The sequence below is a fragment of the Rahnella sp. BCC 1045 genome (assembly GCF_019049615.1).
GTDB lineage: Bacteria > Pseudomonadota > Gammaproteobacteria > Enterobacterales > Enterobacteriaceae > Rahnella > Rahnella contaminans.
This window is the reverse complement of the sequence record NZ_JAFMOZ010000086.1, coordinates 1-26,087: the sequence shown is the minus strand read 5'-3', so window position 1 is coordinate 26,087 and position 26,087 is coordinate 1. Positions and strand designations below refer to the sequence as shown.

General features: G+C 52.2%; 26 protein-coding genes. 16 read left to right on the top strand and 10 right to left on the bottom strand.

From position 1 onward, the window contains the following. Positions 1–278 precede the first annotated feature (278 nt). Positions 279–2,984 (top strand): autotransporter outer membrane beta-barrel domain-containing protein, encoded by a 2,706-nt coding sequence (locus tag J1782_RS02505; protein WP_217152308.1) that lies wholly within the window; start codon positions 279–281, stop codon positions 2,982–2,984. A gap of 186 nt (positions 2,985–3,170) precedes the next feature. Beyond that, positions 3,171–3,407, top strand: a complete 237-nt coding sequence (locus tag J1782_RS02500; RefSeq protein WP_152325640.1) for a YobH family protein — start codon at positions 3,171–3,173, stop codon at positions 3,405–3,407. A gap of 52 nt (positions 3,408–3,459) precedes the next feature. Here J1782_RS02500 and J1782_RS02495 read toward each other — a convergent pair whose 3' ends face one another. Then, entirely contained in the window at positions 3,460–3,705 is a 246-nt protein-coding gene (locus J1782_RS02495) for a DUF2766 family protein (protein ID WP_104922661.1), read from the bottom strand. A 201-nt stretch (positions 3,706–3,906) separates the two neighbouring features. Here J1782_RS02495 and J1782_RS02490 point away from each other — a divergent pair, with 201 nt between their 5' ends. From J1782_RS02490 to J1782_RS02480, 3 genes are all read left to right on the top strand, one after another. Continuing rightward, positions 3,907–4,098 (top strand): YebW family protein, encoded by a 192-nt coding sequence (locus J1782_RS02490; RefSeq protein WP_152325639.1) that lies wholly within the window; start codon positions 3,907–3,909, stop codon positions 4,096–4,098. Between the two features lie 127 nt (positions 4,099–4,225). Beyond that, positions 4,226–5,866, top strand: coding sequence for an ABC transporter substrate-binding protein (locus J1782_RS02485; protein ID WP_152325638.1), 1,641 nt, complete (start codon positions 4,226–4,228; stop codon positions 5,864–5,866). Positions 5,867–6,003: 137 nt separating this feature from the next. Then, the gene (locus tag J1782_RS02480) at positions 6,004–6,219 is read left to right on the top strand and encodes a hypothetical protein (protein WP_152325637.1); all 216 of its coding nucleotides are present in this window, start codon (positions 6,004–6,006) and stop codon (positions 6,217–6,219) included. A gap of 67 nt (positions 6,220–6,286) precedes the next feature. Here the strand turns inward: J1782_RS02480 and J1782_RS02475 are convergent, their stop codons facing one another. Then, positions 6,287–6,574, bottom strand: a complete 288-nt coding sequence (locus tag J1782_RS02475; protein ID WP_152325636.1) for a hypothetical protein — start codon at positions 6,572–6,574, stop codon at positions 6,287–6,289. A gap of 322 nt (positions 6,575–6,896) precedes the next feature. Here J1782_RS02475 and J1782_RS02470 point away from each other — a divergent pair, with 322 nt between their 5' ends. Continuing rightward, on the top strand, positions 6,897–7,109 hold the full coding sequence (locus J1782_RS02470; protein ID WP_371819734.1) for a hypothetical protein: 213 nt from the start codon (positions 6,897–6,899) through the stop codon (positions 7,107–7,109). Positions 7,110–7,153: 44 nt separating this feature from the next. On the opposite strand, the gene J1782_RS02465 is transcribed toward J1782_RS02470, so the two are convergent. Further along, positions 7,154–8,734, bottom strand: coding sequence for a sensor domain-containing diguanylate cyclase (locus tag J1782_RS02465; protein WP_254302891.1), 1,581 nt, complete (start codon positions 8,732–8,734; stop codon positions 7,154–7,156). A 300-nt stretch (positions 8,735–9,034) separates the two neighbouring features. On the opposite strand from J1782_RS02465, the gene J1782_RS02460 reads away from it, so the two are divergent. After that, complete coding sequence (locus tag J1782_RS02460; RefSeq protein WP_152325635.1) at positions 9,035–9,361, top strand: DUF2623 family protein; 327 nt, start codon at positions 9,035–9,037, stop codon at positions 9,359–9,361. 74 nt (positions 9,362–9,435) lie between these two features. Here the strand turns inward: J1782_RS02460 and icd are convergent, their stop codons facing one another. After that, entirely contained in the window at positions 9,436–10,689 is a 1,254-nt protein-coding gene (gene icd, locus J1782_RS02455) for an NADP-dependent isocitrate dehydrogenase (RefSeq protein ID WP_095921371.1), read from the bottom strand. Positions 10,690–10,821: 132 nt separating this feature from the next. Here icd and rluE point away from each other — a divergent pair, with 132 nt between their 5' ends. The 6 genes from rluE to J1782_RS02425 all read left to right on the top strand — a co-directional run bounded on the left by rluE (position 10,822) and on the right by J1782_RS02425 (position 16,340). Continuing rightward, entirely contained in the window at positions 10,822–11,448 is a 627-nt protein-coding gene (gene rluE / locus J1782_RS02450) for a 23S rRNA pseudouridine(2457) synthase RluE (RefSeq protein ID WP_217152307.1), read from the top strand. Continuing rightward, positions 11,441–11,887, top strand: a complete 447-nt coding sequence (locus J1782_RS02445; protein ID WP_101077163.1) for an NUDIX hydrolase — start codon at positions 11,441–11,443, stop codon at positions 11,885–11,887. The genes rluE and J1782_RS02445 overlap by 8 nt, the downstream gene beginning before the upstream one ends. Before the next feature lie 221 nt (positions 11,888–12,108). Beyond that, positions 12,109–13,218, top strand: coding sequence for a tRNA 2-thiouridine(34) synthase MnmA (gene mnmA / locus J1782_RS02440; protein WP_195822875.1), 1,110 nt, complete (start codon positions 12,109–12,111; stop codon positions 13,216–13,218). Positions 13,219–13,409: 191 nt separating this feature from the next. Then, positions 13,410–14,036 carry a high frequency lysogenization protein HflD gene (gene hflD / locus J1782_RS02435; protein WP_165059645.1) on the top strand — a complete coding sequence of 209 codons (627 nt, stop codon included), beginning with the start codon at positions 13,410–13,412 and terminating at the stop codon, positions 14,034–14,036. Between the two features lie 23 nt (positions 14,037–14,059). Then, complete coding sequence (gene purB, locus J1782_RS02430) at positions 14,060–15,430, top strand: adenylosuccinate lyase (RefSeq protein ID WP_217152306.1); 1,371 nt, start codon at positions 14,060–14,062, stop codon at positions 15,428–15,430. Between the two features lie 148 nt (positions 15,431–15,578). Then, a complete protein-coding gene (locus tag J1782_RS02425; RefSeq protein WP_217152305.1) occupies positions 15,579–16,340 on the top strand; it encodes a GntR family transcriptional regulator in 762 nt (253 codons plus the stop codon). A 7-nt stretch (positions 16,341–16,347) separates the two neighbouring features. Here J1782_RS02425 and J1782_RS02420 read toward each other — a convergent pair whose 3' ends face one another. The 3 genes from J1782_RS02420 to J1782_RS02410 form a co-directional block, all read right to left on the bottom strand. Next, entirely contained in the window at positions 16,348–17,319 is a 972-nt protein-coding gene (locus tag J1782_RS02420; RefSeq protein WP_152325629.1) for a PfkB family carbohydrate kinase, read from the bottom strand. Next, positions 17,316–18,335: an ADP-ribosylglycohydrolase family protein gene (locus J1782_RS02415; protein ID WP_217152304.1), complete on the bottom strand. Its 1,020-nt coding sequence runs from the start codon at positions 18,333–18,335 to the stop codon at positions 17,316–17,318. Before J1782_RS02415 ends, J1782_RS02420 begins: the two co-directional genes overlap by 4 nt. Before the next feature lie 65 nt (positions 18,336–18,400). Next, entirely contained in the window at positions 18,401–19,654 is a 1,254-nt protein-coding gene (locus J1782_RS02410; RefSeq protein WP_217152303.1) for a nucleoside permease, read from the bottom strand. 296 nt (positions 19,655–19,950) lie between these two features. On the opposite strand from J1782_RS02410, the gene phoP reads away from it, so the two are divergent. The 3 genes from phoP (at position 19,951) to J1782_RS02395 (ending at position 23,391) form a co-directional block, all read left to right on the top strand. Continuing rightward, the gene (phoP, locus tag J1782_RS02405) at positions 19,951–20,625 is read left to right on the top strand and encodes a two-component system response regulator PhoP (RefSeq protein ID WP_095921366.1); all 675 of its coding nucleotides are present in this window, start codon (positions 19,951–19,953) and stop codon (positions 20,623–20,625) included. A 30-nt stretch (positions 20,626–20,655) separates the two neighbouring features. Continuing rightward, positions 20,656–22,110, top strand: a complete 1,455-nt coding sequence (gene phoQ / locus J1782_RS02400; RefSeq protein WP_152325626.1) for a two-component system sensor histidine kinase PhoQ — start codon at positions 20,656–20,658, stop codon at positions 22,108–22,110. Positions 22,111–22,269: 159 nt separating this feature from the next. Beyond that, entirely contained in the window at positions 22,270–23,391 is a 1,122-nt protein-coding gene (locus J1782_RS02395; RefSeq protein ID WP_217152302.1) for a cupin domain-containing protein, read from the top strand. A gap of 94 nt (positions 23,392–23,485) precedes the next feature. Here J1782_RS02395 and pepT read toward each other — a convergent pair whose 3' ends face one another. The 3 genes from pepT to J1782_RS02380 all read right to left on the bottom strand — a co-directional run. Next, positions 23,486–24,721: a peptidase T gene (gene pepT, locus J1782_RS02390; protein WP_152325624.1), complete on the bottom strand. Its 1,236-nt coding sequence runs from the start codon at positions 24,719–24,721 to the stop codon at positions 23,486–23,488. 229 nt (positions 24,722–24,950) lie between these two features. Further along, on the bottom strand, positions 24,951–25,781 hold the full coding sequence (gene cobB, locus J1782_RS02385) for a Sir2 family NAD+-dependent deacetylase (RefSeq protein WP_195814008.1): 831 nt from the start codon (positions 25,779–25,781) through the stop codon (positions 24,951–24,953). 51 nt (positions 25,782–25,832) lie between these two features. After that, positions 25,833–26,087: FtsX-like permease family protein (locus J1782_RS02380; protein WP_371819733.1), on the bottom strand; the 255-nt coding region annotated here is incomplete at its 5' end.

The window sequence follows — 26,087 nt, the reverse complement described above, 5'->3', positions numbered from 1 at the left end:
GAATCATAAGTTCTAATATGTCGTCATCATTCAGAAACCATAAAGGAAAACATTATTTAAAAGATTCCAAATAAATTAAATTCAGAACTTTAAATCACAAAAATAATTCAGCTTTCTTTCAGATTTGTGTGAACTTCTTTGTTGAATAACACCATGCATTAAAATATCATCCCGCCGTCGAACAGTTCTTCTGTCTCTTCTGTAATATAAATCAAAGCATAGTAACTGGAATATTTCAGTTGATTCATGCTGACTATTTTTTGTTGAGGGATTAATAAATGCATGCATGGAATAAAAAGTTCTTCGTTTCTAAAATAGCGCTGGCCTGCGCTGTTGCAGTAACAGCACCTGCGGCGATGTCAGCAGACATCTCCGGCACCGTATACGATACTTTCTACAGTGACTCGATTCAGTCTGGTTATATTGGCTATCACGGCTATGTTGATAATGATGGTGCCAATAACAGTTACACTGGCGGAGACATCTACTCTTCAATCAATAATGCAGTCGTAAACGGCGTTATCTCTACGCATTACCTGGGTTTTGATAGCAATACCAGTAATGTCCTGAATATCACCAATACCACCGTGAATGGCATGATCACTTCCCGTTGCGTGGGTTCTACGGATTCTACTTGTGGCTCTACAGCCCGCAATGAATACGACCAGTCACCATTGCAACTGACCATTGATAATTCCACCATCAATGATACTTACGAAAACTTCGGTTATGACGTCGTTGGCGCAGACAATAAAACTACGCATCAGCAATACCCAACTTCTGCTTTGGGTGTTGCCGTAACACTTGAGCAAGAAAGCAACATCGTTATCCAGAACAATTCCCATGTTGCTGGCATTGCGCTGACGCAAGGTTATGGTTGGGCTGATACCACTGTTAATAATGGTAATACCTACGATACGAATATCACCGTTAATGATTCTGTTCTGACTTCAGGTTCATACAGTGAACTGAATAGTAATAGTTTTTATGGTCAGTCAGATAAACCTAGCGATTACGGTTCAAGAACCGACGGCGCAACAAATCCTGGCGATGATGTTGCGCTATCTGTAGCAGCAACTGCGCAAGATAACTCAATGAAGACTAACGCCGTCTTTAATAATTCCACGATTAAAGGCGATGTGACTTTCACAAGCACATTTGACAATAATTATTATAAAGGTGGCCATGACAGCAATGGCGACGGCAATCTTGATACTAATGGTTGGGATGACACCGACGAACTGAATTTGACCCTGGATAATGGCAGTAAATGGGTTGGTGCAGCGACTTCAAACGTCGACAAAGATTATACTTTGTATGACCGCTCGGCTAACAGCATCTGGCCGGATTCACTTTACAGCAACACAACCAACCTTTTAATCGGCGACAGCGTCTATCAGAGCGGTCTGTTCAATGTTGCTCTGAACAATGGTTCTGAGTGGGATACCACAAAGGTATCCAACATTGACAATCTGACCCTGAATAACCAGTCACAGCTGAATGTTGTTGATTCGACTCTGCTTGCTGACAACATCTCTCTGACAAATCAGTCAAGCCTGAAAATTGCAGCACACGGCGGCGTTGCAACTGACGCACTGAACCTGAACTCAGGCAGTAAAGTCACTCTGGCTGAAGAAACCGCTTCTTTGTACGCGAACACCATTACCGTAGGTAATGGTTCTCAGCTGAACTTAGGCGCTGGTGAAGTTGATACTCACAATATGGTGCTGACTGATGACGGTACCTTCAACGTTGGCAGCCGTGAATATGTTCTGAACTCCGACATGAACAACGCCCGCGACAAAACTGCTGCAGATTACGTTTACGATCGCGGTACTATCGGTATGAATTCCGATGGCCACCTGGCGGTTAACGGCGTGACTAACGGTAACTATCAGGTTCGTATTGATAACGCGACCGGCGCAGGCCGCGTTGCAGATTATCAAAACAAAGAACTGATCCGTACTTACGGTGGCAACGCATCCTTCACTCACGCAAATACCGCTGATCTGGGTGCTTATAAGTATCAGGCAGAACAAGTTGGCGATACCGTTGTTCTGGCTAAACAAGGCATCACTTCTACCGCTAACGCGGCGCTGAGCCTGCCTTCTTCTAACGCTGCAACCTGGCATATGGAACAGGATACTCTGAGCAACCGTATGGATAGCTCGCGTCACACCCAGGGTGATGACAAAGGCGGCGTATGGGTTAACTACTTTGGCGGTCAACAAAACGGCGACAATGGCGTTGTTGATTACGATCAGGACGTTAACGGCATCATGGTTGGTTTGGATAAAGTCACTGAAGGGGGTGGCGATCGTCAATGGCTGGTCGGTATGGCGGCGAGCTTCGCGAAATCCAGTCTGTCTATGGATAACGCAGATGCGGATACTGACAGCCAGTCAGCACGCGTTTACTCCAGCCTGGACTTCAAAAACGGCGTATTCTTTGATACCTCTCTGAGCTACAGCCACTTTAGCAACTCCACTGACAGCACCATGAGCGATGGTCAGCAGGTGTCGGGTGATAACTCAACAGATGCATGGGGCTTCGGTCTGAAAGCCGGTTACGACTGGAAATTCGCACCACAAGCTTACCTGACGCCGTATGCAAGCATCACCGGCGTCTTCATTGGCGATGATGACTACAGCATGAGCAACAACATGCGCGTCAGCGATCAGGCTTATGACAGCATGCGTTACGAGCTGGGTACCAACATCGGTTACACCTTCGACCTGGGTGCCGATCAGGCCATCAGCCCTTACGCAACACTGGCATACGTTTATGAAGATGCCAACAATGATGCAGATATCAACGGCGACCGTATCGATAACGGCATCGACGGTTCAGCAGTTCGCGTTGGTTTAGGCGGTCAGTTCGATATGAGCAAAAACTTCACCGTTTACGCGGGTGCTAACTACCTGGGCGGCAGCGATGTTGACCAGCCGTGGGCAGCAAACGTGGGTATGAAATACCGCTGGTAATTTCTGCCTGATCTCTGTCTGACGCAGAGTTAAGTAATCAAATGGCCCCTTTTCAGGGGCCATTTTTTTTGCTTTCAGCCCGAAAGCCGCGATTCAGAATTGGCTGGAATGACATTTACCCGGAAATAACTTCTACTAGACTTATCAATATCCTGAAGCGTCAGGATGAACATGGGGAGTTGTGGGATGAGTGTGATTAAAACGATTATTGTTTTGGCCGTTATTTACGCCGTTTTTCTTTTTTCCGGCTATGGTGTGACCGTCGGCAGCAGTGAAAATGCAGCGGGTCTTGGACTGAAATGCCAGTATCTCACCGCGCGCGGCATTGTCAGCTCGCAGTATATCCATTCCGACAGCGGCGTAATTGGCGTGGCTAACTGCCCGATTTTCAAGCAGGTCGGCGAAGTGGTTGATAATAAGTAGAGAAAAAATGTGGGTTGTTATGCCCGTCCCGGCGGCGGGCATAACAAAAGTATCAACTGTCGTGTCGGGTGAATTTCAGCTCAATGAGTGAAATAGCCTTTTCGATAGCGCGCTTAGTGACCGGATCCGCTCCGGCAGGATGTTTACTGAAATCAATGCTCTTCAGTTGGTGAGACATTTTCTCGCGAACTTCCGCTGGTGCAATAATTTCGATCACATCCAGAATTTGTTTGATAACCAGCTGGCACGCCACCAAATCAGATTCAATTTCCTGTTCTCTGTTTAAAGAATCGGACATCAGATACTCCTCCCACAAAAGCCATTCGTAAAAATTATGGTCGCGAGAATATCACGCACATGGATGAAATTCTCTATCCTCGCCTTTCTTGTATTTCGCCTCGCTATAACTGGACAAAGAATCAGCAAACGAATCCCGTTTTGTGTCGCTACCCGGACATTCCTTCTATGCTTAATCAGGTGACAACGAAGGAGGAGCACGATGTTCGCACTTGTTTTGACCATCTGTTATCTCGGCGGTGGATGCGAAGATTTGGTCGTGGATGCCTTTAATACGAAGGCGCAATGCACTGTCGCCATGCACCAGCAAGGTTTGCGCCAGGCCGGCTGTTACCCTATTGAAGATTTTATTGATGGTTACTGGATCCCGGCACATGAGAATGCCGGATATTAGCCCTTGTGCCCGCTTTCACAACGTGGCAATAAAATATTTCATAAAGATTGCTAAAGTGTCAGAAGAGCGGTATCAATACCCTGTTACTCATTGATATTTAACCATATTGACAGGGCAGGAAATGGCAATGACGATACGTAAAACTTATGGCTGCTTTCAGAAACTTCCCCTCGCAGTCCTTCTTTCCAGTGCCTTTCTGGCACCGTTTACCAGCTACGCTGCGACCGTTCCCGCAGGAGTTGAGCTGGCAGCAAAACAAGAAATCGTGCGTAATAACGGAAGTGAACCCGCCTCTCTCGATCCGCATAAAGTGGAAAGCGATGTTGAATTCAATATTCTGAGTGATCTGTTTGCGGGCCTGATTACCATTGATAACAAGGGCGATCCACAACCCTCGCTGGCCGCAAGCTGGGAAACGAAAGATCAGAAAACCTGGGTATTCCATTTACGCCCCGGCATTGTCTGGTCTGACGGTTCTCCGATTACCGCACAAGATGTTGTTTTCAGCTGGCGTCGTTTGATCGACCCTAAAACCGCTTCACCTTACGAAAGTTATCTGGGCAGCATGCACGTCCTCAATGCCAGTGAAATCATCGCGGGCAAAAAAGCGGCTGACCAGTTAGGGATCAAAGCGCTGGATAAAAATACGCTGGAAGTCACCCTCGACCAGCCGCTTTCTTACTTCCTCGGCATGCTGGCGCACCCTTCACTTTCGCCAATCAGTCAGGAAGATGTCGAAAAATTCGGCGATAAATGGACTCAGCCCGGCAACCTCACCAGCAGCGGTCCTTTTAAACTGGATACCTGGACGGTTAACGAACGTATAACAGCAGTCCGTAATGCAACCTACTGGGATAACGCGCATACCGTCATCAATAAAGTGACCTATCTGCCAATTGCTTCCGGCACGGCGGATGTTAACCGTTACAAAGCCGGTGAAATAGACATTACCAATACCATTCCGGCACCCTTGTTTGCCTCGCTGAAAAAAGAGCTGGGTTCTCAGGTTCATGTCAGCCCGTATCTCGCGGTTTATTACTACGCGATGAACACACAGAAACCGCCATTTAACGATGTCCGCGTGCGTAAGGCGCTGAATCTGGCAATTGATAAATCGATTATTGCCGACAAAGTGCTGGGTCAGGGACAGACGCCAGCCTGGCATCTGACGCCGGATAACACCGGTGGATTTACATTTGCCAAACCGAAAGATGCCAGCCTGACGCAGGACCAGCGTAACGAAGAAGCGAAGAAATTGCTGAAAGAAGCCGGTTTTGGTCCGGATCATCCGCTGAAATTCAATCTTCTGTACAACACGTCAGAAGCCCATCAGCGTATTGCCATCGCGGCGGCGTCTATGTGGAAAAAAAATCTCGGCGTGGATGCCGTTTTGCAGAATCAGGAATGGAAAACCATGCTGGATACCATGCATCAGGGGACCTACGAAGTGGTTCGTTACGCCTGGATTGCGGACTACAACGAGCCGTCCACGTTCCTGAATACGCTGCGTACCGGCAACAGCGAAAATACACCTAAATTCAGCAATGCCACTTACGATCAGGCGCTGAACGATGCATTAAAAGCGACGGATAAAGCGGATGTTGGCAAAGCGTATCAGCAGGCAGAGCAGGTTCTGACGGACCAATCTCCGGTCATCCCGCTGTACCATTATGTAAGCACCCGTCTGGTGAAACCTTACGTCGGCGGCTTCAACGACAGCCTGCTCAATTACGTCTACACCAAAGATTTGTATGTGATTAAGCACTAACGCATTGCGCTCCCCCCCTTCCGGCCCACGTGCCGGAAGGAACTCATTTTCGCCCTGCTACCCGATCTCAGCCCGCGCACTTGCCACACGCCACTCAGATGGTAGATTGTACGTAAATCACACAAACGGGAGCTGTCATGAAATTCTCGCAAAGTGAGATCCAACCGCTTTGGGATGAAGTGGCGCGTATTATCGGTGATGGCGTGATTCAGATGCGTCACAGAGGGGAGCCTCTGAGTGCCGATGCGCTGATTGGTTATCTCGACGAGCAACTGGCCTGCGCCACCGGCGTTCAGCGTCGTATTTTACTTGGCGCGGCCATCAATATGTTAAAAGCCGACCGCCGTTCCTGAACAGGGGATAAACAAAATCCTCGTCGCCTTTTAGGAAACGAGTCACGAATAAATCCTGCAATTGCGTTCACTTAGGCTGCGATGCACGCCCCTGCGCGAATAAGAAAATGCGCTGAGTGATGTCATCCGCGCCGAGAATATTCCCTTTCTGCTCCAGATTTGCTTTGGTATAAGCCACATCGTGAGCCTGGTCTACCATGCTGATCACCCGATCGCGCGTAGGTTTATCCAGAATGCCCAGTAACGTGGTCAAAATTGCCTGATAAGCATTTGAAGCATAAGTCAGTTGTCTTTCACGTTGTTCCAGCGCGTCAATGCGAACCATCAGGGCCTGCAATTGTTCTTGATGCGTCATAGCGGCATCCTTCTTCACGGGTGGAAAATAACCGGATACAGCGAAGAAAGGGATCTTCGCCGGTTACTGATATTAAGTTTAGCAGACTTAAAAAAAGTGAAGACCCCGACCAGCGGGATGCAAAGTAAACCGATGTTCAATGAGCCGTTAACCGCTTCAGCAGTTGTAACCCGTCCTTATCCCAAACTCCCTCACGCCAGCAGGATTTTGCAGCACAAGGCGTAACATCAGCAGCACCTGCTTACAGATAGAAAAATGACAAACCAGCACCTGTTATGACATTTTCTGCCACAGCACTAATTGTTCATTCAGGGGAAATCAGGTGAAAAAAACAATCTTCGGCGCGGTCATGTGCAGCATATTACTGATGAGCTCATTTGCCCATGCAGCAGGTTGCCTTAAGGGCGCAGTCGTGGGAGGCGTTGCAGGGCATTTGAAACACCACGCGGTCATCGGCGCGGTGGCAGGTTGCGCTATCGGGCACCATCTTGCCGCGCAGGAAAAGAAACAGCAGGCCGCCGCTGCTGCGAAATAACCGGTAAAAATCAGGGCAGTTAATGCCCTGATATCACGTAAAAATTACGGCTCAGAAACCACCAAGCGGTTACGGCCATCCTGTTTCGCTTTATACAGCGCTTCGTCGGCTCTTTTCAGCGACGTATCAGGATCGCCCTGCAAATAGTGCCAGTGCGCCACGCCCAGCGAAATCGTGATTGGCCGGATACCCGGCAGTTCCAGACTTTCAACATTTTCGCGAAGACGTTCAGCAATCATTTCCGCTTCAGCCAGCGCCGTGCGCGGCAATAGGACAAGAAACTCCTCTCCGCCAACCCTGCATAAAATGTCTGTTTCGCGCGCGTTATGGCGGATCTGCTCCGCCATTGATTTAATCACTTCATCGCCAACATCGTGGCCATAAGAATCGTTGATAGATTTGAAGTGATCGATATCCAGCGCAATGACTGAAAACTGCTGGCGCAGCTGCGCCACGGATTCCAGCGTCATTGCCAGCCCGCGCCGGTTAAACAGGCCGGTCATCGGGTCGGTTTGCGCTTCAAATTTCAGCTTACCGATTTTTTTCTGCAACAGACTGATACCAATCAGCAGCGCACGTTTCAGCTGGTTGGATTCAAAGTACCACGACGGAATTTCGCGGATATTAACCGAAACATCCGGGTTATCCATTTCGTTCGCATTGCGCGCCAGCAGCCACAGAGGACGGGCGATCAGCCGCGAGAACAGCCAGACGGCAAGCAGTGTCAGGACGGCCAGCGGTGTCAGATGTTTAAGGACTTTAACCATCAGCCCTTCCAGCGGTTTCAGCGTGGCGTCGGTCGGACGAAGCGTCACAATCTCCCAGCCGGAAGAAGGCACAACCGCGTAACCGGCCAGCATCTGATCCCCGCCGACGCCTTCCACCATCAGGCTGCCGTTGGTCGCCGTTCGGACAATTTCTGTCATCGGATGTGGCTTCATCACCTCGCCGATACGGCTGGCGTCACGGTGATAAAGGATGCGCCGGTCTTCGTCGAGCACCGTGATGTAGGAACCGTCACGATAGAAATGCTCGCCCAGCAGTTCATTCAAAATGCTTTTTTGCTTCAGGTAAATGGTGCCGCCGATATACCCAAGGTACTTTCCGTCGGCGGTAAAAACCGGCGTCGAGATAATGATGACCAGGTTCTGCGCCGCAGAAATATAAGGTTTGCTGATCAGCGGACGCCGTTCTTTCAGGGCTTCCACCGCGCCTGGCGTCGTCAGCGCATGTCCGACAAGCTGTAAGCTGTCCGGCGATGTCGCCAGCACTTTTCCACGGGCATTGGTGATCACCACTGAATTGAAGCTGTCCGTCTGGTATTTGAGGCGAGCGGTTTCGGACTGAAGAATGGCAGGATCGTCAAAGTGGCCTGCCGCAATCACTGCGCTGTAGGCCAGTTGCTTTTGCATGCTTTTGATAAACTGTTCGGTGCTGGACGCAAGCTTCGTCGCATAAACGCGATTTTCTTCAAGCGTATTGTCGATCAGCAACTGGCGCTGTACGCGATAGCTGGCATAAAAGCTGTTTGCAAGCGTCACGAAGGCGCTCATTACGGCTAAGATCAGAATCAGACGTCGCAGATCGATGCGGAACAGTGAGCTGGAGAGGAGTGAACGTAACAAAAGGTCCGTCCTGTGGCAAAAAGTCGCTCATATTTAACACCGCTGCCTGCGATGCACAATAAGACCGGTGAAATAAACCCTTACCCTGCTGAATCTCCGGTGAAAAAATTCAAAGCGCCGACAAAACTTAACGCAAATTAATTCTCTCTTTCTCTTCTAACTGAAATTCTTTTTTCTTAAACATGCCCGCTTTGCCCGGGAGCGACCTTTTCACAAACCTCAATTCTCTTGCTGTAAGTCATTGCCTGAATAATCGCTATATGATTTATTATACAGCGCTTGTTCGACGAGGATTTTGAAATGCAAAACCATTTTGGGAAAGGGCTAAAAGCGGGCCTGACCGCCGAAAGCGCGTGGCCTGCTGCGCAAGTATCAGGCTATTGCAAAGAGTATTTACGGGGCTTTGTGCTGGGATTTGCACACACCCGGGCACAGATCACCGGTGATGATAACAATGCCGCATTCGAGGCGGGCGTTTTGTCGCGTAAATACAGTCTGGATAAAGATCTGGTGGCCGAGTTCTTTTCCGCCAGTGCGAAACATCCGTCCAGGGCATTTTTTCTGGTGGGCTACGAAGGCAAGCTGCAGGACAAGGACGATAATCAGCCGCAAAACCCGCTCAGCTAAACTGCCCCTCATACCCGTCAGCCATAAAAAACGGGAGCACCAGGCTCCCGTTATTCTGTTTCAGCGAACTGAAATTACATATTTGCGATCATGTCGTCGGCAAACTCGCTACATTTGCGCAGCTTAGCGCCTTCCATCAGACGTTCAAAATCGTAAGTCACAGTTTTGTTGGCGATAGCGCCTTCCATGCCTTTGACGATCAGGTCTGCGGCTTCGAACCATTCCATATGACGCAGCATCATTTCTGCGGACAGAATGATTGAGCCCGGGTTCACTTTGTCCTGACCGGCATATTTCGGTGCAGTACCGTGAGTGGCTTCGAACAGTGCGCAATCAGAACCGATGTTTGCGCCCGGTGCGATACCGATGCCGCCAACCTGCGCCGCCAGGGCGTCAGAGATGTAGTCACCGTTAAGGTTCATACACGCGATAACATCGTATTCAGCCGGACGCAGCAGGATTTGTTGCAGGAATGCATCAGCAATAACGTCTTTAATGATGATGTCTTTGCCGTTGTTCGGGTTCTTAATTTTCACCCAAGGCCCGCCGTCGATCAGCTCACCGCCGAACTCTTCACGCGCCAGCTGGTAGCCCCAATCCTTGAAGGCACCTTCGGTGAACTTCATGATGTTGCCTTTATGAACCAGCGTCAGGGAGTCACGATCATTGGTAATGGTGTATTCAATCGCCGCACGAACCAGACGTTTGGTGCCTTCTTCGGAGCAAGGTTTGATACCGATACCACATTCCTGTGGGAAACGGATTTTCTTCACGCCCATTTCGTCTTGCAGGAATTTGATGACTTTGTCCGCTTCAGCAGAACCGGCTTTCCACTCGATACCTGCGTAGATATCTTCGGAGTTCTCACGGAAGATCACCATGTCGGTATCTTCAGGACGTTTTACCGGGCTTGGTGTGCCGGTGTAATAACGAACCGGACGCAGACAGATGTACAGGTCGAGTTGCTGGCGAAGTGCCACGTTCAGGGAGCGAATGCCGCCGCCAACCGGAGTGGTCAGCGGGCCTTTGATGGCAACACGGTAATCACGGATCAGGTCGAGAGTTTCTTCTGGCAGCCATACGTCCTTGCCGTACAGTTCTACGGATTTCTCGCCGGTGTAGATTTCCATCCAGGAGATTTTACGCTCGCCTTTGTAGGCTTTCTGAACAGCCGCATCAACGACTTTGATCATGGCAGGCGTCACGTCAACACCGATACCATCACCTTCAATGAATGGGATAACAGGATTATTAGGAATGACCAGTTTACCCTGAGCGTCTACTGTAATCTTTTTACCTTCAGCCGGAACAACTACTTTGCTTTCCATTAACCTCTCCTTCGAGCGCATTTTTGTTAAAAATTTGTAAGATGCCGGTCGATATTACTCGAATATTTCTCGCTAGCCAATCCGAAACATTTTTCAAGTATAATGCGCTAATTCTCTCTAACTTCAATGCCTATGAACCCGCTATCTTTTAAAAATCACAACGTTAAACGTTTCAGCAAAAGGCCAGCCAAAGAACAATCTGCCCCAAAAGGGCCGGGAAAGGTGATTCTTTTCAATAAACCGTTTGATGTACTGCCACAATTCACTGATGAGGCGGGTCGGGCCACACTTAAAGATTACATTTCATTAACAGATGTTTATGCTGCCGGGCGCCTCGACCGGGACAGCGAAGGTTTACTGGTGCTGACCAACGATGGCAAACTGCAAGCTGCACTGACACAGCCAGGTAAACGCACCGGCAAGATTTACTACGTGCAGGTCGAGGGAGTGCCGGATACCGCCGCCGTCGAAGCATTACGTCACGGTATCACGCTGAAAGATGGCCCCACCCTGCCCGCCGGTGCTGAAATTGTCGGTGAGCCGGAATGGCTCTGGCCGCGCAATCCGCCAATTCGCGAACGTAAAGCGATCCCGACGACCTGGCTGAAAATCACTTTGTACGAGGGAAGGAACCGCCAGGTTCGCCGCATGACGGCACATGTCGGGTTCCCGACGTTACGCCTGATCCGCTACAGCATGGGCGAATTTTCCCTCGGCGACTTACAACCCGGCCAATGGAAGGAGATCCCGCATGTTTAAACCGCACGTCACCGTCGCCTGCGTCGTTCAGGCGCAGGGAAAGTTTCTGGTCGTTGAAGAAACCATTCACGGGAAAGTGACCTGGAATCAACCGGCTGGCCATCTCGAAGCTGACGAAACGCTGGTCAGCGCAGCAAAACGCGAGCTGTACGAAGAAACGGGTATTCACGCCGAACCGCAGTCTTTTCTCGGATTGCATCAGTGGCAGGCGCCGGACGGCACGCCGTTTCTGCGCTTCGCGTTTGTGATTGATTTACCGGAAATTCTGGACACCGCGCCACAAGATGACGATATCGATCAGTGCCGCTGGGTCAGTGCCGAAGACATTATCGGGTCGTCTCAGTTACGCTCACCGCTGGTGGCGGAAAGCATCCGCTGTTATCAGAAATCCCCGCGTTACCCTCTGGAAATTCTGCACAATTTTAATCTGCCGGAGTAAGCGCGCAGAAAAAGTCTTTCGCACCGGTTGTTGCCTCCTGTGAATCAGCAATGCAGCAACCGGCCTGACGTGATAAAATTTCGCGCTTCAGTATTTACGTAGTACCTCTCTGTTCGGGTTTCTGTGGTGTTTTTGTTGCGCGCGGCCTTCATCCTCGTGGGACAAGCATCAGAAAAACACCGTCAGTACCGGACAATTAATTCATGTGTTTCGGGACAATTATGTCTGACAACAGCCAGAAAAAAGTGATCGTCGGGATGTCCGGCGGTGTCGATTCCTCAGTCTCTGCTTACCTTCTGCAACAGCAGGGTTACCAGGTTGAGGGCCTCTTCATGAAAAATTGGGAAGAGGATGACGACGAAGAATATTGCACAGCAGCCACCGATCTTGCCGATGCGCAGGCCGTGTGTGACAAGCTGGGTATCGAACTGCACACCGTCAATTTCGCGGCGGAATATTGGGACAACGTGTTCGAATTATTCCTCGAGGAATATAAAGCCGGACGCACGCCAAACCCGGATATCCTGTGCAATAAAGAGATCAAATTCAAAGCCTTCCTGGAATTTGCCGCAGAAGATCTGGGCGCGGATTACATCGCGACCGGTCACTACGTGCGCCGCCAGGATATCGACGGCATCAGCCACCTGCTGCGCGGCGTCGATGGCAATAAAGATCAAAGCTATTTCCTCTACACGCTGGGTCATGAGCAGGTTGCACAGAGCCTGTTCCCGGTCGGTGAGCTGGAAAAACCGGAAGTGCGCCGCATTGCCGAAGAGCTCGATCTCATCACCGCGAAGAAAAAAGACTCCACCGGCATTTGTTTTATCGGTGAGCGTAAATTCCGCGATTTCCTTGGCCGCTATCTGCCGGCGCAGCCTGGCGTGATTAAAAGCGTTGATGGTCAGGTGATGGGGCAACATCAGGGGCTGATGTACCACACACTCGGCCAGCGCAAAGGTCTGGGCATCGGCGGCCAGAAAGAAGGCAGCGAAGAGCCGTGGTACACCGTTGAAAAGGATGTGGAAAACAACATTCTGTACGTTGCTCAGGGCCATGAACATCCGCGTCTGATGTCCGTCGGGCTGATTGCGCAACAGCTTCACTGGGTTGATCGCAAACCGCTGACCGCACCGCTGACGTGCACCGTCAAAACCCGTTACCGTCAGGAAGACATTCCGTGCGTCGTCACACCGCTGGGCGAAGACCGCATTGAAGTGCGCTTTGACGCGCCGGTTGCTGCCGTCACACCGGGCCAGTCTGCCGTGTTTTACCTTGGCGAAATCTGCCTCGGCGGCGGCGTCATTGAACAGCGTCTGCCGCTTCAGGCCTGATACAGCGCCAACAGGTGTATGAAATCGGGACGCTTTCGGGCGTCCCGCTTTTTTTCTGCCCGCCTGTGACGATCTGCACTGATTCCGAACTGTGTTTAGGGTCAGTTTTATGGCATGATCTGTCGCCATTAGTTTGGGCTATCTTCTTTGTCACTGCGTCTCATCGTTTCAAAACGCTTACAGGAGTAAACGTGGCTAAAAATTATTATGACATTACGCTGGCGTTGGCGGGGATCTGTCAGGCAGCGCGCCTGGTCCAGCAACTTGCCCATGAAGGCAATTGCGCTCAGGAAGAAATGTCAGTGTCACTGCGCAGCCTGCTGGAGATGAATCCGGCATCCACGCTGGCGGTATACGGTAATAATGAAGCTAATTTGAAGATGGGGCTGGAAACGCTGCTGGGCGTGCTGAACGCCAACCGTCAGGGGCCGGGCGCTGAGTTAACGCGTTACGCATTAAGTCTGATGGTGCTTGAGCGTAAGCTCTACGCCAATAAAGCCGCCATGAATCAGCTCGGTGAACGTATCGATCAGCTCGACCGCCAGCTGGCGCATTTCGAGCTCGAATCCGACACGATGATTAGCTCGCTGGCCTCAATTTATGTCGACGTCGTCAGCCCGGCAGGCCCGCGCATTCAGGTCACCGGTTCACCGGCAATTTTGCAAAATCCGCAGGTTCAGGCGAAGGTCCGCGCCATTTTACTGGCTGGCATCCGTTCCGCCGTGCTGTGGCACCAGGTGGGCGGTGGACGCCTGCAACTGATGTTTTCCCGTAATCGCTTGTTTGAACAGGCGAAAAGTATTCTCGCTCATTGTTAATAAGACCCCAGGAGTTGCTACCGATGGAATTATCCTCACTGACCGCCGTTTCCCCCGTTGATGGACGCTACGGTGATAAAGTCAGCGCGCTGCGTACTATTTTCAGCGAATTTGGCCTGCTGAAATTCCGTGTGCAGGTTGAAGTACGTTGGCTGCAAAAACTGGCAGCCTGTGCAGAAATCAAGGAAGTTCCTGCTTTTGATGCCGACGCAAACGCTTTCCTCGACCAGTTAGTGGCCAATTTTGATGTGAATGACGCTCAGCGCATTAAAGACATCGAAAAAACCACCAACCATGACGTCAAAGCGGTTGAGTATTTCCTGAAAGAAAAAGTGGCCGGTATCCCTGCCCTTCACGCGGTGTCCGAGTTCATTCACTTTGCCTGTACGTCTGAAGACATCAACAACCTTTCCCACGCGCTGATGTTGCAAACCGCGCGTCAGGACGTGGTGCTGCCGTACTGGAAACAGATCATTGATGGGATTAAAGATCTGGCGCACAAACACCGTGACATTCCGCTGCTGTCGCGCACCCACGGTCAGCCTGCTACGCCATCTACTATCGGTAAAGAGCTGGCTAACGTCGCCTACCGTATGGCTCGCCAGTTCAGACAACTGCAAAACGTCGAAATCCTCGGCAAAATCAATGGTGCCGTTGGCAACTACAATGCCCACATCGTGGCGTACCCGGAAGTGGACTGGCATAAATTCAGCGAAGAGTTCGTGACTTCTCTGGGCATTAACTGGAACCCGTACACCACACAGATCGAGCCGCACGACTACATCGCTGAGCTGTTTGACTGCGTGGCGCGTTTCAACACCATCCTGATCGACTTCGACCGCGACATCTGGGGTTACATCGCCCTGAACCACTTCAAACAGCGCACTATTGCTGGCGAAATCGGTTCTTCTACCATGCCGCACAAAGTGAATCCGATTGACTTCGAAAACTCCGAAGGCAACCTTGGCTTGTCCAACGCGGTGTTGCAGCACCTGGCCAGCAAACTGCCGGTTTCCCGCTGGCAGCGTGACCTGACCGACTCCACCGTGCTGCGCAACCTCGGCGTTGGTCTGGGTTATGCGCTGATTGCGTATCAGGCCACCCTGAAAGGCGTCAGCAAGCTGGAAGTGAACGAAGCAAATCTGGCGAACGAACTGGATCACAACTGGGAAGTGCTGGCGGAACCAATCCAGACCGTGATGCGTCGTTATGGCATCGAAAAGCCATACGAGAAGCTGAAAGAGCTGACCCGTGGTAAACGTGTTGATGCGGCAGGTATGCAGGCCTTTATCGATTCTCTGGAATTACCGGAAGAAGAGAAAGTCCGTCTGAAAGCCATGACGCCGGGCAATTACATTGGGCGCGCCACCACCATGGTTGATGAGCTGAAGTAAGTCTTTGCTCAAACATTACATGTGGCCAATCTCAGGCGACCTCCGGGTCGCCTTTTTTTATGTGACCGCGGCGCGCAAAATGTCACTGCAAAAAATCTCTGTCCTTCTAAAATAGAGCCCATTCCCTCCGCATTGGAAGACCGACTTCATGAGCATGGACACCAACCAGCAGGTGCTGGAAAAACTGAAAACCGATCTGGCTCAGGCGGGCACAATGCCCCTGTATTTGTGCTTTAACGAATCGGTACGTCATGCACTGGAAACCGGAATTTTACAGGACGGCGACTTTCTGCCGAGCGAACGCCAGTTCACTGAAATTCTGGGCATTTCGCGTATCACCGTGCGAAAGGCGCTCGCCAGGCTGGAAGAAGACGGCTATATCGGTCGCTCGCGGGGTTACGGCACCTTTATCAAAAAAGCGACCGATGCCCGTCTGGCTTATTCGCTGGCCGGTGTGAAAGGGTTTTCCCGCGAAGTCATGCTTCAGGGGCGCAAGCCGGATACGCTGTGGATCAGCCGCGATCAGGTGCCCGCTTCGGCGCTGATTGCCAGCAAACTGGCGATCACCGAAAACACACCGGTCTACATGCTCAAACGTATTCACTACATTGATACGCGCCCGATGTCGGTAGCAGTTTCCTACGTCATCATGGACGCCATCCGCGACGTCGGGGAAATCGGCGTTTCGCTCTATGACTATTTCGGTCGCAATAATATTGAGCTCGGTGCGCTGCAAAGCCGCGTCAGTGCGGCGATGAGCGACGCGGAAACCTTGCAGGCATTGCAGCTGAAAGAGGCGATGCCACTGCTTATCATCAAACAAACGCTGTTCGACGGGCAAAACCGCCCGATTGAGTACAGCGAAAGTTTTTGCCGCAGTGACATGTACGAATTCGTCAGCGAAGACTAACTGTTTTCTAACTGACGCTGTCGAGTGAAGAAATCAGCTGCGACAGCGTTGGCGCGCAATCTCCGCCTGGTTTTGAAACCACGTAAGCCGCCACGCAGTTCGCCAGCATCATGCTTTGCCAGTGCGTCAGCCCCAGCGAAAGCCCGGCCAGTAAACCGGCGCAGTGGCTGTCGCCCGCCCCGATGCTGTCGGCCACGGTAATTTTCCGCGCCGCAATCCACCCGCAATCATCCGCTGAACCATAATAATAACTGCCTTGCTCGCCGCAGCGTAAAACCACCAGTTCACGGGTTTTCTCGTGCAACTGACGGCAGAAACTTTCTGCGTCACCAGCAAAACCGAGCATGGCCGCTTCGCGCTGATTCAGCGTCAGGATCACACCGGGGCGGATCAGACGTTCGACGCGCTCTTTGGGCATAACATCCAGACGCGGGCCAAAATCCACCAGCACGCGCACGGCGTCCGGTAAAGTATCGAGCCAGTCCGTCAGCACCGTGCCCTGCTTTGCGCCCAGCTGATAACCGGAAACATACACCAGCCCGTTTTGCGGTGTTGCCTGCGCCAGCCATCCAGGCTGCCACTGATTTTCGATACCGTCGACGGAGATAAACGTGCGCTCGCCGTCGGGTTCCACCAGCGCCAGACACCAGCCGTTGTCCGCCCCTTTCACCTGCAAATCAGACACAATTTCGCGTGCAGCCATCTCCTTGCGCAGACGGTCGCTCCACATCCCTTCGCCGACGGGCAAAAGATTCTGGCTGTGAATCCCCAGCTGTTTCAGCCCCAGCGCGATATTCAGTGCGCAGCCGCCGAGATGAAACCCGGTCACATCGGCGGCAATGTCACCGCCGCGCTCCGGCAACGTATCGGCGCGCGCAACCATATCCATCACGGCCGCACCGATGACGAGAACCGGCGATTGCTGGTGCCAGTCGCCCTGCGTGAGGGTCAGCAAAAGTTCACGGTGCGTCTGGCTCATCCAGCCTCCTGTGCATTGCGGCGAAAACGCTGAAATGCGTCGCTGTAGCGGGTCATGTCCTGCGGATTCACCCGTTTCAGTTCATCCAGCCACTCTTTTTTGAATGCTTCAATGCCGTTTAACGCACCGCAAATGGCCGTCGCCATCGCACCGATGGTATCGGTGTCGCCGCCAAGATTGGCGCATAAAATAGCGCATTGATTCGGGCAGGTTCCCGCCAGTTCCACCATCGCCAGCGCCGCAGGTACAGACTCAATGGTGCTGACGCCCGCCCCAACCCGCTGATACACCGCTTCCGATGCCTGTTCCGTGCCTTCGGCTTTCGCCACCGTATCAAACGCCAGTTCGATACGCGCCGCCAGCGACGCGCTGAACGTGGTGGATTCCCGTGTCTGTGCGTATTTAGCGATGTCCGGCAGCGCCAGACGGATTTCCGCCCAGCTCGCCCCTTCAATGGCGCGTGACACCGCCCAGGCAATCACCACCGCACCGGCAACGGCAATATCCGATTTGTGCGTCGGGCTGGAGGCCAGCCAGACCTGCTCACAGAAATGTTTCAGCGGAGCCGAAGGCAGCACGCAGCCCAGCGGAGAAACGCGCATTGCCGCGCCGTTAGTCACGCCGTTGTTTTCCAGTGCGCCGATCGCCACGCCTTTCTTCTGCTCCGCCAGCGCCAGCCTTGAACTCGGGCCAAGGATGTTTTTATTGAACGCATCGAAACTGTCGACCCAGCGGATAACGTTGCGGGCAATCAGTTCCGGCACCACTTTACCGTCGGCTTCCAGCAAAGCGTCGGCCAGTGCCAGCGCCATCGAGGTGTCGTCGGTAAACTGCGCGGCTTTGAAATAACAGGCCGCATTGTTTTCCGCCGGGCCATCCAGAAAACGATCGATCCAGCCGAAATGCTTTTTGACGCGCTCACGCGGCCACAGTTCCGACGGCATGCCCAGCGCATCGCCCAGCATTTGTCCGTACAACGCCCCGAGCATGCGGCTCTCAAGTTCTGGTTGTGTCATCGTTAAATCTCCCGATATAAAAATTGCGGCGGGCTGCCTGCCCGCCAGAAATGAAAATGTGCCGTTTAAGAAGAGGCGCTCAGGCTGACCGGCGTAATCGTTTTGCTGCGTTCACGGAAGAACAGCAGGAACAGCAGCATCACGCCCGCCACCATAATCGCGCCGACGCCCCAGACAGCAAACCAGTCGAAGGTCATGCCATTTTTTGGCGCGCTCAGCGCAAAGGTGGTCATCGCCCGGCCACCAAGCCAGTTACCGATAAAGCTGCCCAGTCCCTGACAAATCAGCGTGATCAGGCCCTGCGCGGCGGTGCGCATATGCGGCGGCGCTTTTTTATCGACGTAGATATAGCCGGTGACGAAATAGAAATCGTAACTGACGCCGTGCAGCAAAATGCCGAGGAATAGCATGCTGTAGGCCCAGACGTCAGCCGTGCCGCCGTAGATGAAGAAGACGTAACGGATGGCGGCGGTGATGAAGCCCAGCATCAGCACTTTTTTGATGCCAAAGCGTTTAAGCAGGAACGGCAGCGCCAGCATTGCAAAGATTTCCGACACCTGCCCGAGCGTCATCCAGCCGGTGGCGTTTGGCAAGCCAACCTGCGTCAGATAGCCGTTGGCAAACTGGTAATAGAACGCCAGCGGCATGCAAAACAGAAATGAACATAAGGCGAAAATGGCGAACGACCGGTCTTTCAGCAAACCCAGCGCATTCAGGCCAAACAGGGCTTTGATGTCCACCGGCCCTTTGCCTTTTGCCGGTGTATCCGGCAGCCAGAAGCTGTAAATCCCCAGTGCAAATGATGCAATCGCCGTGATCCACAGCGGCTGGCTGGTATCAGAAATATTGCCCATGCCAAGCATCGGCGGCAGTACAAAACCAATCACCAGACCGGATGCAATCCACCCCAGCGTGCCGAGCACACGAATACGCGGGAAATCCTTTTCGGTGTCATTGATGTTGGCGAACGCAATGCTGTTGGTCAGTGCGACCGTCGGCATATAAGTAATCGCGTACACCACCAGCAGCGGGAAGAACGTCGAAAATTCGGTTTGCAGCGCGATGAATCCCATCAGCACGCCACCGGCCAGCAACAGCCAGCCGAGCACTTTCTGAGCGGCAAAATAGCGGTCTGCGATCACGCCCACCAGAACCGGAGAAAGGATCGCCGCAATCGCCGTGCTGCTGTAAGACCAGGCAATTTCCGACGGACTAAAACCTAATTTATTGAGGTATTGCCAGAGCGGCACAAACCAGGCGCCCCAGATAAACCACTCAATAAACATCATAACGGACAGCTTCAGATGGGTACGTTTCATTATTATATCCTTGCTGAGTAAGGGATCCGCGCGGTGCCCTGGCACCGGAAGCAACGGATGAAATCAGGCATTCGAGATACCTTTACAATACCTTAATGATACCTTTGATATTAATCAGCGATCTGCCTCACAATTTATGTTTCTCCCGGCTCAGGGCGTTTATAATTCGTTTATGTTTTGTTGAGGTTTCTCTACCCGGCGTTGAGCTAGGGTTGATTAAAATATTTCAGGATCATTTAGACTTAAGCGCATCAAATTAGTCATCATTTTCCGCGTACTGAGAACAAGGAATCACCATGCGAATTTTAGTCATTGAAGATAACGCACTGCTACGCCACCACCTCTCGGTACAACTGCGGGAAATGGGTCATCAGGTTGATGCAGCGGAAGACGCCAAAGAGGCGGATTACTTCCTCCACGAACATGCGCCTGATATCGCGATTGTCGATCTCGGTCTGCCGGGCGAAGACGGCCTGAGCCTGATCCGCCGCTGGCGTAGTCATCAGACCAATCTGCCGATTCTGGTGCTGACCGCCCGTGAAAGCTGGCAGGACAAAGTCGCGGTGCTGGAAGCCGGTGCCGACGATTACGTGACCAAACCTTTCCACCTCGAAGAAGTGCTGGCCCGCATGCAGGCGCTGATGCGCCGTAACAGCGGTCTGGCCTCGCAGGTCATCACCCTTCAGCCGTTCCAGATTGACCTGTCGCGTCGCGAGCTGACCGTCAACGAGCAGCCGATCAAACTGACCGCTTTCGAATACACCATTATTGAAACCCTGATCCGCAACGCCGGTAAAGTCGTCAGCAAAGATTCCCTGATGCTTCAGCTTTACCCGGACGCCGAGCTGCGCGAAAGCCACACCGTCGACGTGCTGATGGGACGCCTGCGTAAAAAGCTGCAAGCCGAACATCCGGTTGATGTTATTACCACCGTGCGCGGCCAGGGTTATCGTTTCGATATCCGCCCATAATTGTCTGTTTTCGCTTCAAAAGGACGCGCCATGAAAGGACGTACCAAGAACCCTTTTTCTCTTCGCGTCCGCTTTATGATGGCGACCGCTGCGGTCGTGCTCGCACTGTCACTGGCTTACGGGCTGGTGGCGGTGGTGGGTTATATGGTGAGTTTCGACAAAACGGCTTACCGCCTCCTGCGCGGTGAAAGTAACTTATTCTTCAGTCTGGCGCAGTGGCGTGACAACAAACTGAGCATTAACGTGCCGCCCGATCTGGATCTTAATTCCCCAACGTTGGTGTTTATTTACGACGGCGAAGGGAATCTGCTATGGGCAGAACGCCGGATCCCCGAACTCGAAGCACATATCGATAAAGCCTGGATGAATAAACCGGGCTTTTATGAACTGGATACCGATACGCAAATCAGCAGCGAAGTGCTGGGCAATAACCCGAAAGCACAGGACAAGCTGAAAAGTTACGACGACACCGACGCCAACGCGATGACCCACTCCATTGCAGTCAACACCTACAACGCCACGTCGCGTTTACCGGCACTCAATATCGTGGTGGTCGATACGATTCCGCAGGAATTACAGCGTTCAGATCTGGTCTGGGAATGGTTCAGCTATGTGCTGCTGGCAAACCTGTTGCTGGTGGTTCCGCTGCTGTGGCTGGCGGCATACTGGAGCCTGCGGCCAATCAAACAGCTGATTCATCAGGTCGCCGAGCTGGAGACTCATGAGCGTGAATCGCTCGATGAAAATCCTCCGCGGGAATTGCGCGGGCTGGTGCGAAACCTCAATATTTTGCTGCACGGCGAGCGCGGACGATATGACCGTTACCGCACCACGCTGGCCGATCTGACCCACAGTCTGAAAACGCCGCTGGCGGTGTTGCAGTCCACGCTGCGCGCGCTGCGAAATGGCAAACAGATGACCATCGAAGAAGCCGAGCCGGTCATGCTGGAACAAATCAGCCGCATTTCTCAGCAGATTGGCTATTACCTGCACCGCGCCACGCTGCGCTCGGAACAGAATTTACTGATCCGCGAAGTGCATTCCGTACCCGCAATTCTTGACGGATTATGTTCTGCCCTCAACAAAGTTTATCAGCGCAAAGGCGTGGTGATTACGGTCGATATCTCGCCGGAAATTACCTTTGTCGGCGAGAAAAATGACTTCATGGAAGTCATGGGCAACGTCATCGATAACGCCTGTAAATACTGCCTTGAGTTCGTGGAAATCAGCGCCGTTCATACCGAAAATGAACTGGTGATATTGATTGAAGACGACGGCCCCGGCATTCCGGAAAGCAAGCGTGAAGTCATCTTCCAGCGCGGCCAGCGTGCTGATACCTTACGTCCGGGACAAGGTCTGGGGCTTTCACTGGCCAACGACATTATCGAGCAATACGACGGTAAAATTGTCATCGGCGACAGTCCGCTTGGCGGCGCCAGTATGCGTGTCTGCTTCGGCCTGCAACAAGGCATCGAACTCGAGTAACCTTTACCCGACCATTTTGCCAGCACATTTCGACGCAATCTTAACCATAGTGCGAAATTTGCTGGCAATTGCCCAACTCAGCCGCAACACCTTCCGTTATAATCATTTACAGACCGTCCTCTTCTTTATCCACCCTCCATTTAATGCAAGGGAAATACTATGGATTACCAACTCGACCTCGACTGGAACGATTTCCTTCAGCGTTACTGGCAAAAACGTCCTGTCGTGTTAAAACGCGGCTTTAAAAATTTCGTCGATCCTATCTCGCCTGACGAACTGGCAGGACTGGCGATGGAAAATGAGGTGGACAGCCGTCTGGTGAGTAATCACGACGGTAAATGGAACGTCAGCCACGGGCCATTTGAAAGCTACGATCATCTGGGAGAAAACGGCTGGTCAGTGCTGGTTCAGGCGGTTGATCACTGGCACGAGCCATCTTCCCACCTGATGACACCCTTCCGGCATATTCCTGACTGGCGGATGGATGATCTGATGATTTCCTTCTCTGTTCCCGGCGGCGGCGTTGGCCCGCATCTGGATCAGTACGACGTCTTTATCATTCAGGGTACGGGCCGTCGCCGCTGGCGCGTGGGCGAGAAAGTCGCCATGAAACAGCATTGCCCGCATCCTGATCTTCTTCAGGTTGAGCCGTTTGAAGCTATTATCGATGAAGAACTGGAACCGGGCGATATCGTATATATTCCGCCGGGTTTCCCGCACGACGGCTATTCACTGGAAAATTCCCTCAACTATTCTGTCGGATTCCGCGCGCCAAATGCGCGTGAAATGGTCAGCGGTTTCGCCGACTTCGTGCTTTCCCGTGAACTGGGCAGTCACCGTTACTGCGATCCGGAACTGACTGAACGTGAACATCCGGCGGAAATTCAGCCTGCCGAACTGGATAAACTGCGTGGCATGATGCTGGATCTGATTGGCAACCCGACGCACTTCAACAGCTGGTTTGGTGAGTTTATTTCCCAGTCGCGCCACGAGCTGGATCTGGCCCCGCCGGAACCGCCATATCAGGCCGGTGAAATTTACGAACTGCTCGACTCCGGCGAAACACTGGAACGTCTGGGCGGGCTGCGCGTATTGCGCGTCGGCGACGTTTGTTATGTCAACGGTGAAGCGATGACTACCGAACATATCGGTGCGGTGGACGCGATTGCCCGTCACAAAACCGTGACCAAAGAAATGCTCGGTGATGCGCTTGAAGATCCTTCATTCCTCGCGCTGCTGTCTGCGCTGGTGAACAGCGGCTACTGGTACTTTAACGACTAACCGTCGCGGCTGATTCAAATACAAAAGGGGCAATGTCATCAGACATCGCCCCTTTTTTGCCGCCAGTTTTACCCGATTTTTGTTTGCGGGATTTTTAGTGTTTCAGCGCTTCTTTCGCCGTTAACTCGGCGATACGCATGATCACGGATACCGCTTTTTCCATGCCTTCCAGCGTCACAAACTCATGTTTACCGTGGAAGTTATAGCCGCCGGTAAAAATGTTCGGGCACGGTAAGCCGCGAAAAGATAACTGCGCGCCGTCGGTTCCGCCGCGGATCGGCTTCATGATCGGTTCAATATCGCAGTCTTTCATCGCCTGCTGCGCCAGCGCAATAATGTGCGGATGCTGGGCCACTTTCTCGCGCATGTTGTAGTAGTGATCATCGAGCGTCACTTCGATATAGCAATCACGATGCAACCCTTTGCCGACCACATGGGCGATATCAATAATTTTTTGCTTACGGGCTTCGAACTGCGTTTTATCGAAATCACGGATGATGTAGTGCATTTCCGCGCGTTCAACGTTGCCTTTGATGGTGGTCAGGTGATAGAAACCTTCGTAACCATCAGTATGTTCAGGTGTTTCTTCCACCGGCAGTTCATTGTGGAAACGCGTCGCCAGTGACAAGGCATTCACCATCACGCCTTTCGCGCTGCCAGGGTGAACGTTGTTGCCGACAATCTTAATGGTCGCCGAGGCGGCATTAAAGTTTTCAAACTCCAGCTCACCCACGCCACCGCCGTCCACGGTATACGCCCATTCCGCGCCAAAGGCCGGAATATCAAAACTCTGCGCGCCCTTGCCGATTTCTTCATCCGGCGTAAAGGCAATACGCACCGGACCGTGCGCGATATTGCTGTTTTTCAGCCGCACCATCGCGGTAATAATTTCGGCAATGCCAGACTTATCGTCAGACCCCAGCAGCGTTTTGCCATCGGTGGTAATGATCGTATGGCCAAGCAACTGGTGCAGAACCGGGAACATCACCGGAGATAAAATTTCATCGCCATTTCCCAGTGCAATATCGCCACCACGGTAATTTTCCACAATCTGCGGATTAACGTGTTTCGCGGTGAAATCGGGGGCGGTATCCAGATGAGAGATGAAGCCAATGACCGGCACTTTCCAGGCCACATTGCCCGGTAACGTCGCCATCACACAGCCTTTATCGCTGAGCGTAACTTGTGAAAATCCCAGTTCAGTCAGTTCATTACGCAGGGCCTGCGCCAGCTTCAGCTGACCGTCGGTGCTCGGCGTATGTTTAACATTGGGCTTAGATTGGGTATCGAAAGAAACATAATTCAGAAAACGATCAAGCAACTTATCCATATAGGTATCCTCTGGCGGCTGGGTTTTATTATGCGCAGCATGAAAACCGTGAATATTGCGTCAGGTCATTTTTCACCAAGTTTAACGGGATAACTCTTCGGGGCGGGCGCAATTTTAGCGTTAAAGATGAATAACGCTTAAGTTACCGGCGTTGCAACTGGCGATGAACTCCCGATGATTACGGGAAACAGGCATCGCCAGTCCGGCTGCAACGTCAGGTCTGGCGGGTTTATTGCCAGGCTTCATCTTTTTTGGTCAGGAATTTATGCACAAATTCGGGCACCACTTCACTTGCCAGTCCGTAATGCTTCATGTCGAATTCACTTTCAACCTGGCTCGGTTCCAGATTCAGCTCAACGGCACAGGCACCGCCAATCCGTGCTTCATGTACAAATCCGGCAGCCGGATAAACATGCCCGGACGTACCGATAGCCACAAAGAAATCAGCTTTCGCCAGCGCGTCATAAATTTCGTCCATGCCCAGTGGCATTTCGCCAAACCAGACAATGTGCGGACGCAGCGGCGCAGGAAACTGGCAGCAATGGCACCGGTCATCGACGGTTAAATCGCCCGGCCAGTCCAGAATCTGCCCTGACTGCGTACAGCGCACTTTCAGCAATTCGCCGTGCATGTGGATCACGCGGGAGCTGCCTGCGCGTTCATGCAGGTTGTCGATATTCTGTGTCACCAGCAGGAAGTTATCACCGAGCGCTTCTTCCAGCGTCGCCAGCGCATAGTGCGCGGCGTTCGGTTTGAGATCTTCTGACTGCAACTGGCGGCGGCGTTCATTATAAAAACGCTGCACCAGTTCCGGATCACGGCGATACCCTTCCGGCGTAGCCACATCTTCCACGCGGTGTTCTTCCCACAGACCATCGGCGGCGCGGAAAGTGCGGATCCCCGATTCAGCGGAAATCCCGGCACCGGTCAGCACCACCACAAACGGCTTTTTCAGTGAAGCTGCCGCCATTGAATCACGGTGGAAAATATTCGACCGGAAACGCTGATGCCGGATACGTTTGTTTTTGCGAAACCGACACAGACGATGACGTGTGCGCATAAAGTGCTCCTTACTCTCTGTGTCTGAAAGATTGTGTTGCGTAAACCATGGTTACTGGCCGCCGCTGAGTACGCGGGCGGGATCAATACGGCTGGCGCGGCGTGCCGGATACCAGCTCGCCAGCAAACTCAGCACCAGCGCGGTTAACAGTACGCCGCCGACGTCCAGCCAGTGAACTTCAGAAGGCAGGAAGTCGATGAAATAAATGTCCCCGGACAGGAACTGATGGCCGGTAAGTTTCTGCAAACCGTTGACGATATTGGTGAGCTGGAACGACGCAATCACACCAATTACCACCCCCGCGAC

Bases quoted from the DNA above. Each gene is read 5' to 3' on its own strand.
- J1782_RS02410 (WP_217152303.1), bottom strand. From the start codon at position 19,654: ATGAAACGTACCCATCTGAAGCTGTCCGTTATGATGTTTATTGAGTGG.
- J1782_RS02460 (WP_152325635.1), top strand. From the start codon at position 9,035: ATGCAAAACCATTTTGGGAAAGGGCTAAAAGCGGGCCTGACCGCCGAA.
- J1782_RS02445 (WP_101077163.1), top strand. From the start codon at position 11,441: ATGTTTAAACCGCACGTCACCGTCGCCTGCGTCGTTCAGGCGCAGGGA.
- J1782_RS02415 (WP_217152304.1), bottom strand. From the start codon at position 18,335: ATGACACAACCAGAACTTGAGAGCCGCATGCTCGGGGCGTTGTACGGA.
- cobB (WP_195814008.1), bottom strand. From the start codon at position 25,781: ATGCGCACACGTCATCGTCTGTGTCGGTTTCGCAAAAACAAACGTATC.
- J1782_RS02495 (WP_104922661.1), bottom strand. From the start codon at position 3,705: ATGTCCGATTCTTTAAACAGAGAACAGGAAATTGAATCTGATTTGGTG.
- mnmA (WP_195822875.1), top strand. From the start codon at position 12,109: ATGTCTGACAACAGCCAGAAAAAAGTGATCGTCGGGATGTCCGGCGGT.
- J1782_RS02420 (WP_152325629.1), bottom strand. From the start codon at position 17,319: ATGAGCCAGACGCACCGTGAACTTTTGCTGACCCTCACGCAGGGCGAC.
- J1782_RS02475 (WP_152325636.1), bottom strand. From the start codon at position 6,574: ATGACGCATCAAGAACAATTGCAGGCCCTGATGGTTCGCATTGACGCG.
- J1782_RS02505 (WP_217152308.1), top strand. From the start codon at position 279: ATGCATGCATGGAATAAAAAGTTCTTCGTTTCTAAAATAGCGCTGGCC.
- J1782_RS02500 (WP_152325640.1), top strand. From the start codon at position 3,171: ATGAGTGTGATTAAAACGATTATTGTTTTGGCCGTTATTTACGCCGTT.
- J1782_RS02395 (WP_217152302.1), top strand. From the start codon at position 22,270: ATGGATTACCAACTCGACCTCGACTGGAACGATTTCCTTCAGCGTTAC.
- phoQ (WP_152325626.1), top strand. From the start codon at position 20,656: ATGAAAGGACGTACCAAGAACCCTTTTTCTCTTCGCGTCCGCTTTATG.
- J1782_RS02490 (WP_152325639.1), top strand. From the start codon at position 3,907: ATGTTCGCACTTGTTTTGACCATCTGTTATCTCGGCGGTGGATGCGAA.
- phoP (WP_095921366.1), top strand. From the start codon at position 19,951: ATGCGAATTTTAGTCATTGAAGATAACGCACTGCTACGCCACCACCTC.
- J1782_RS02485 (WP_152325638.1), top strand. From the start codon at position 4,226: ATGACGATACGTAAAACTTATGGCTGCTTTCAGAAACTTCCCCTCGCA.
- J1782_RS02480 (WP_152325637.1), top strand. From the start codon at position 6,004: ATGAAATTCTCGCAAAGTGAGATCCAACCGCTTTGGGATGAAGTGGCG.
- J1782_RS02425 (WP_217152305.1), top strand. From the start codon at position 15,579: ATGAGCATGGACACCAACCAGCAGGTGCTGGAAAAACTGAAAACCGAT.
- icd (WP_095921371.1), bottom strand. From the start codon at position 10,689: ATGGAAAGCAAAGTAGTTGTTCCGGCTGAAGGTAAAAAGATTACAGTA.
- rluE (WP_217152307.1), top strand. From the start codon at position 10,822: ATGAACCCGCTATCTTTTAAAAATCACAACGTTAAACGTTTCAGCAAA.
- pepT (WP_152325624.1), bottom strand. From the start codon at position 24,721: ATGGATAAGTTGCTTGATCGTTTTCTGAATTATGTTTCTTTCGATACC.
- purB (WP_217152306.1), top strand. From the start codon at position 14,060: ATGGAATTATCCTCACTGACCGCCGTTTCCCCCGTTGATGGACGCTAC.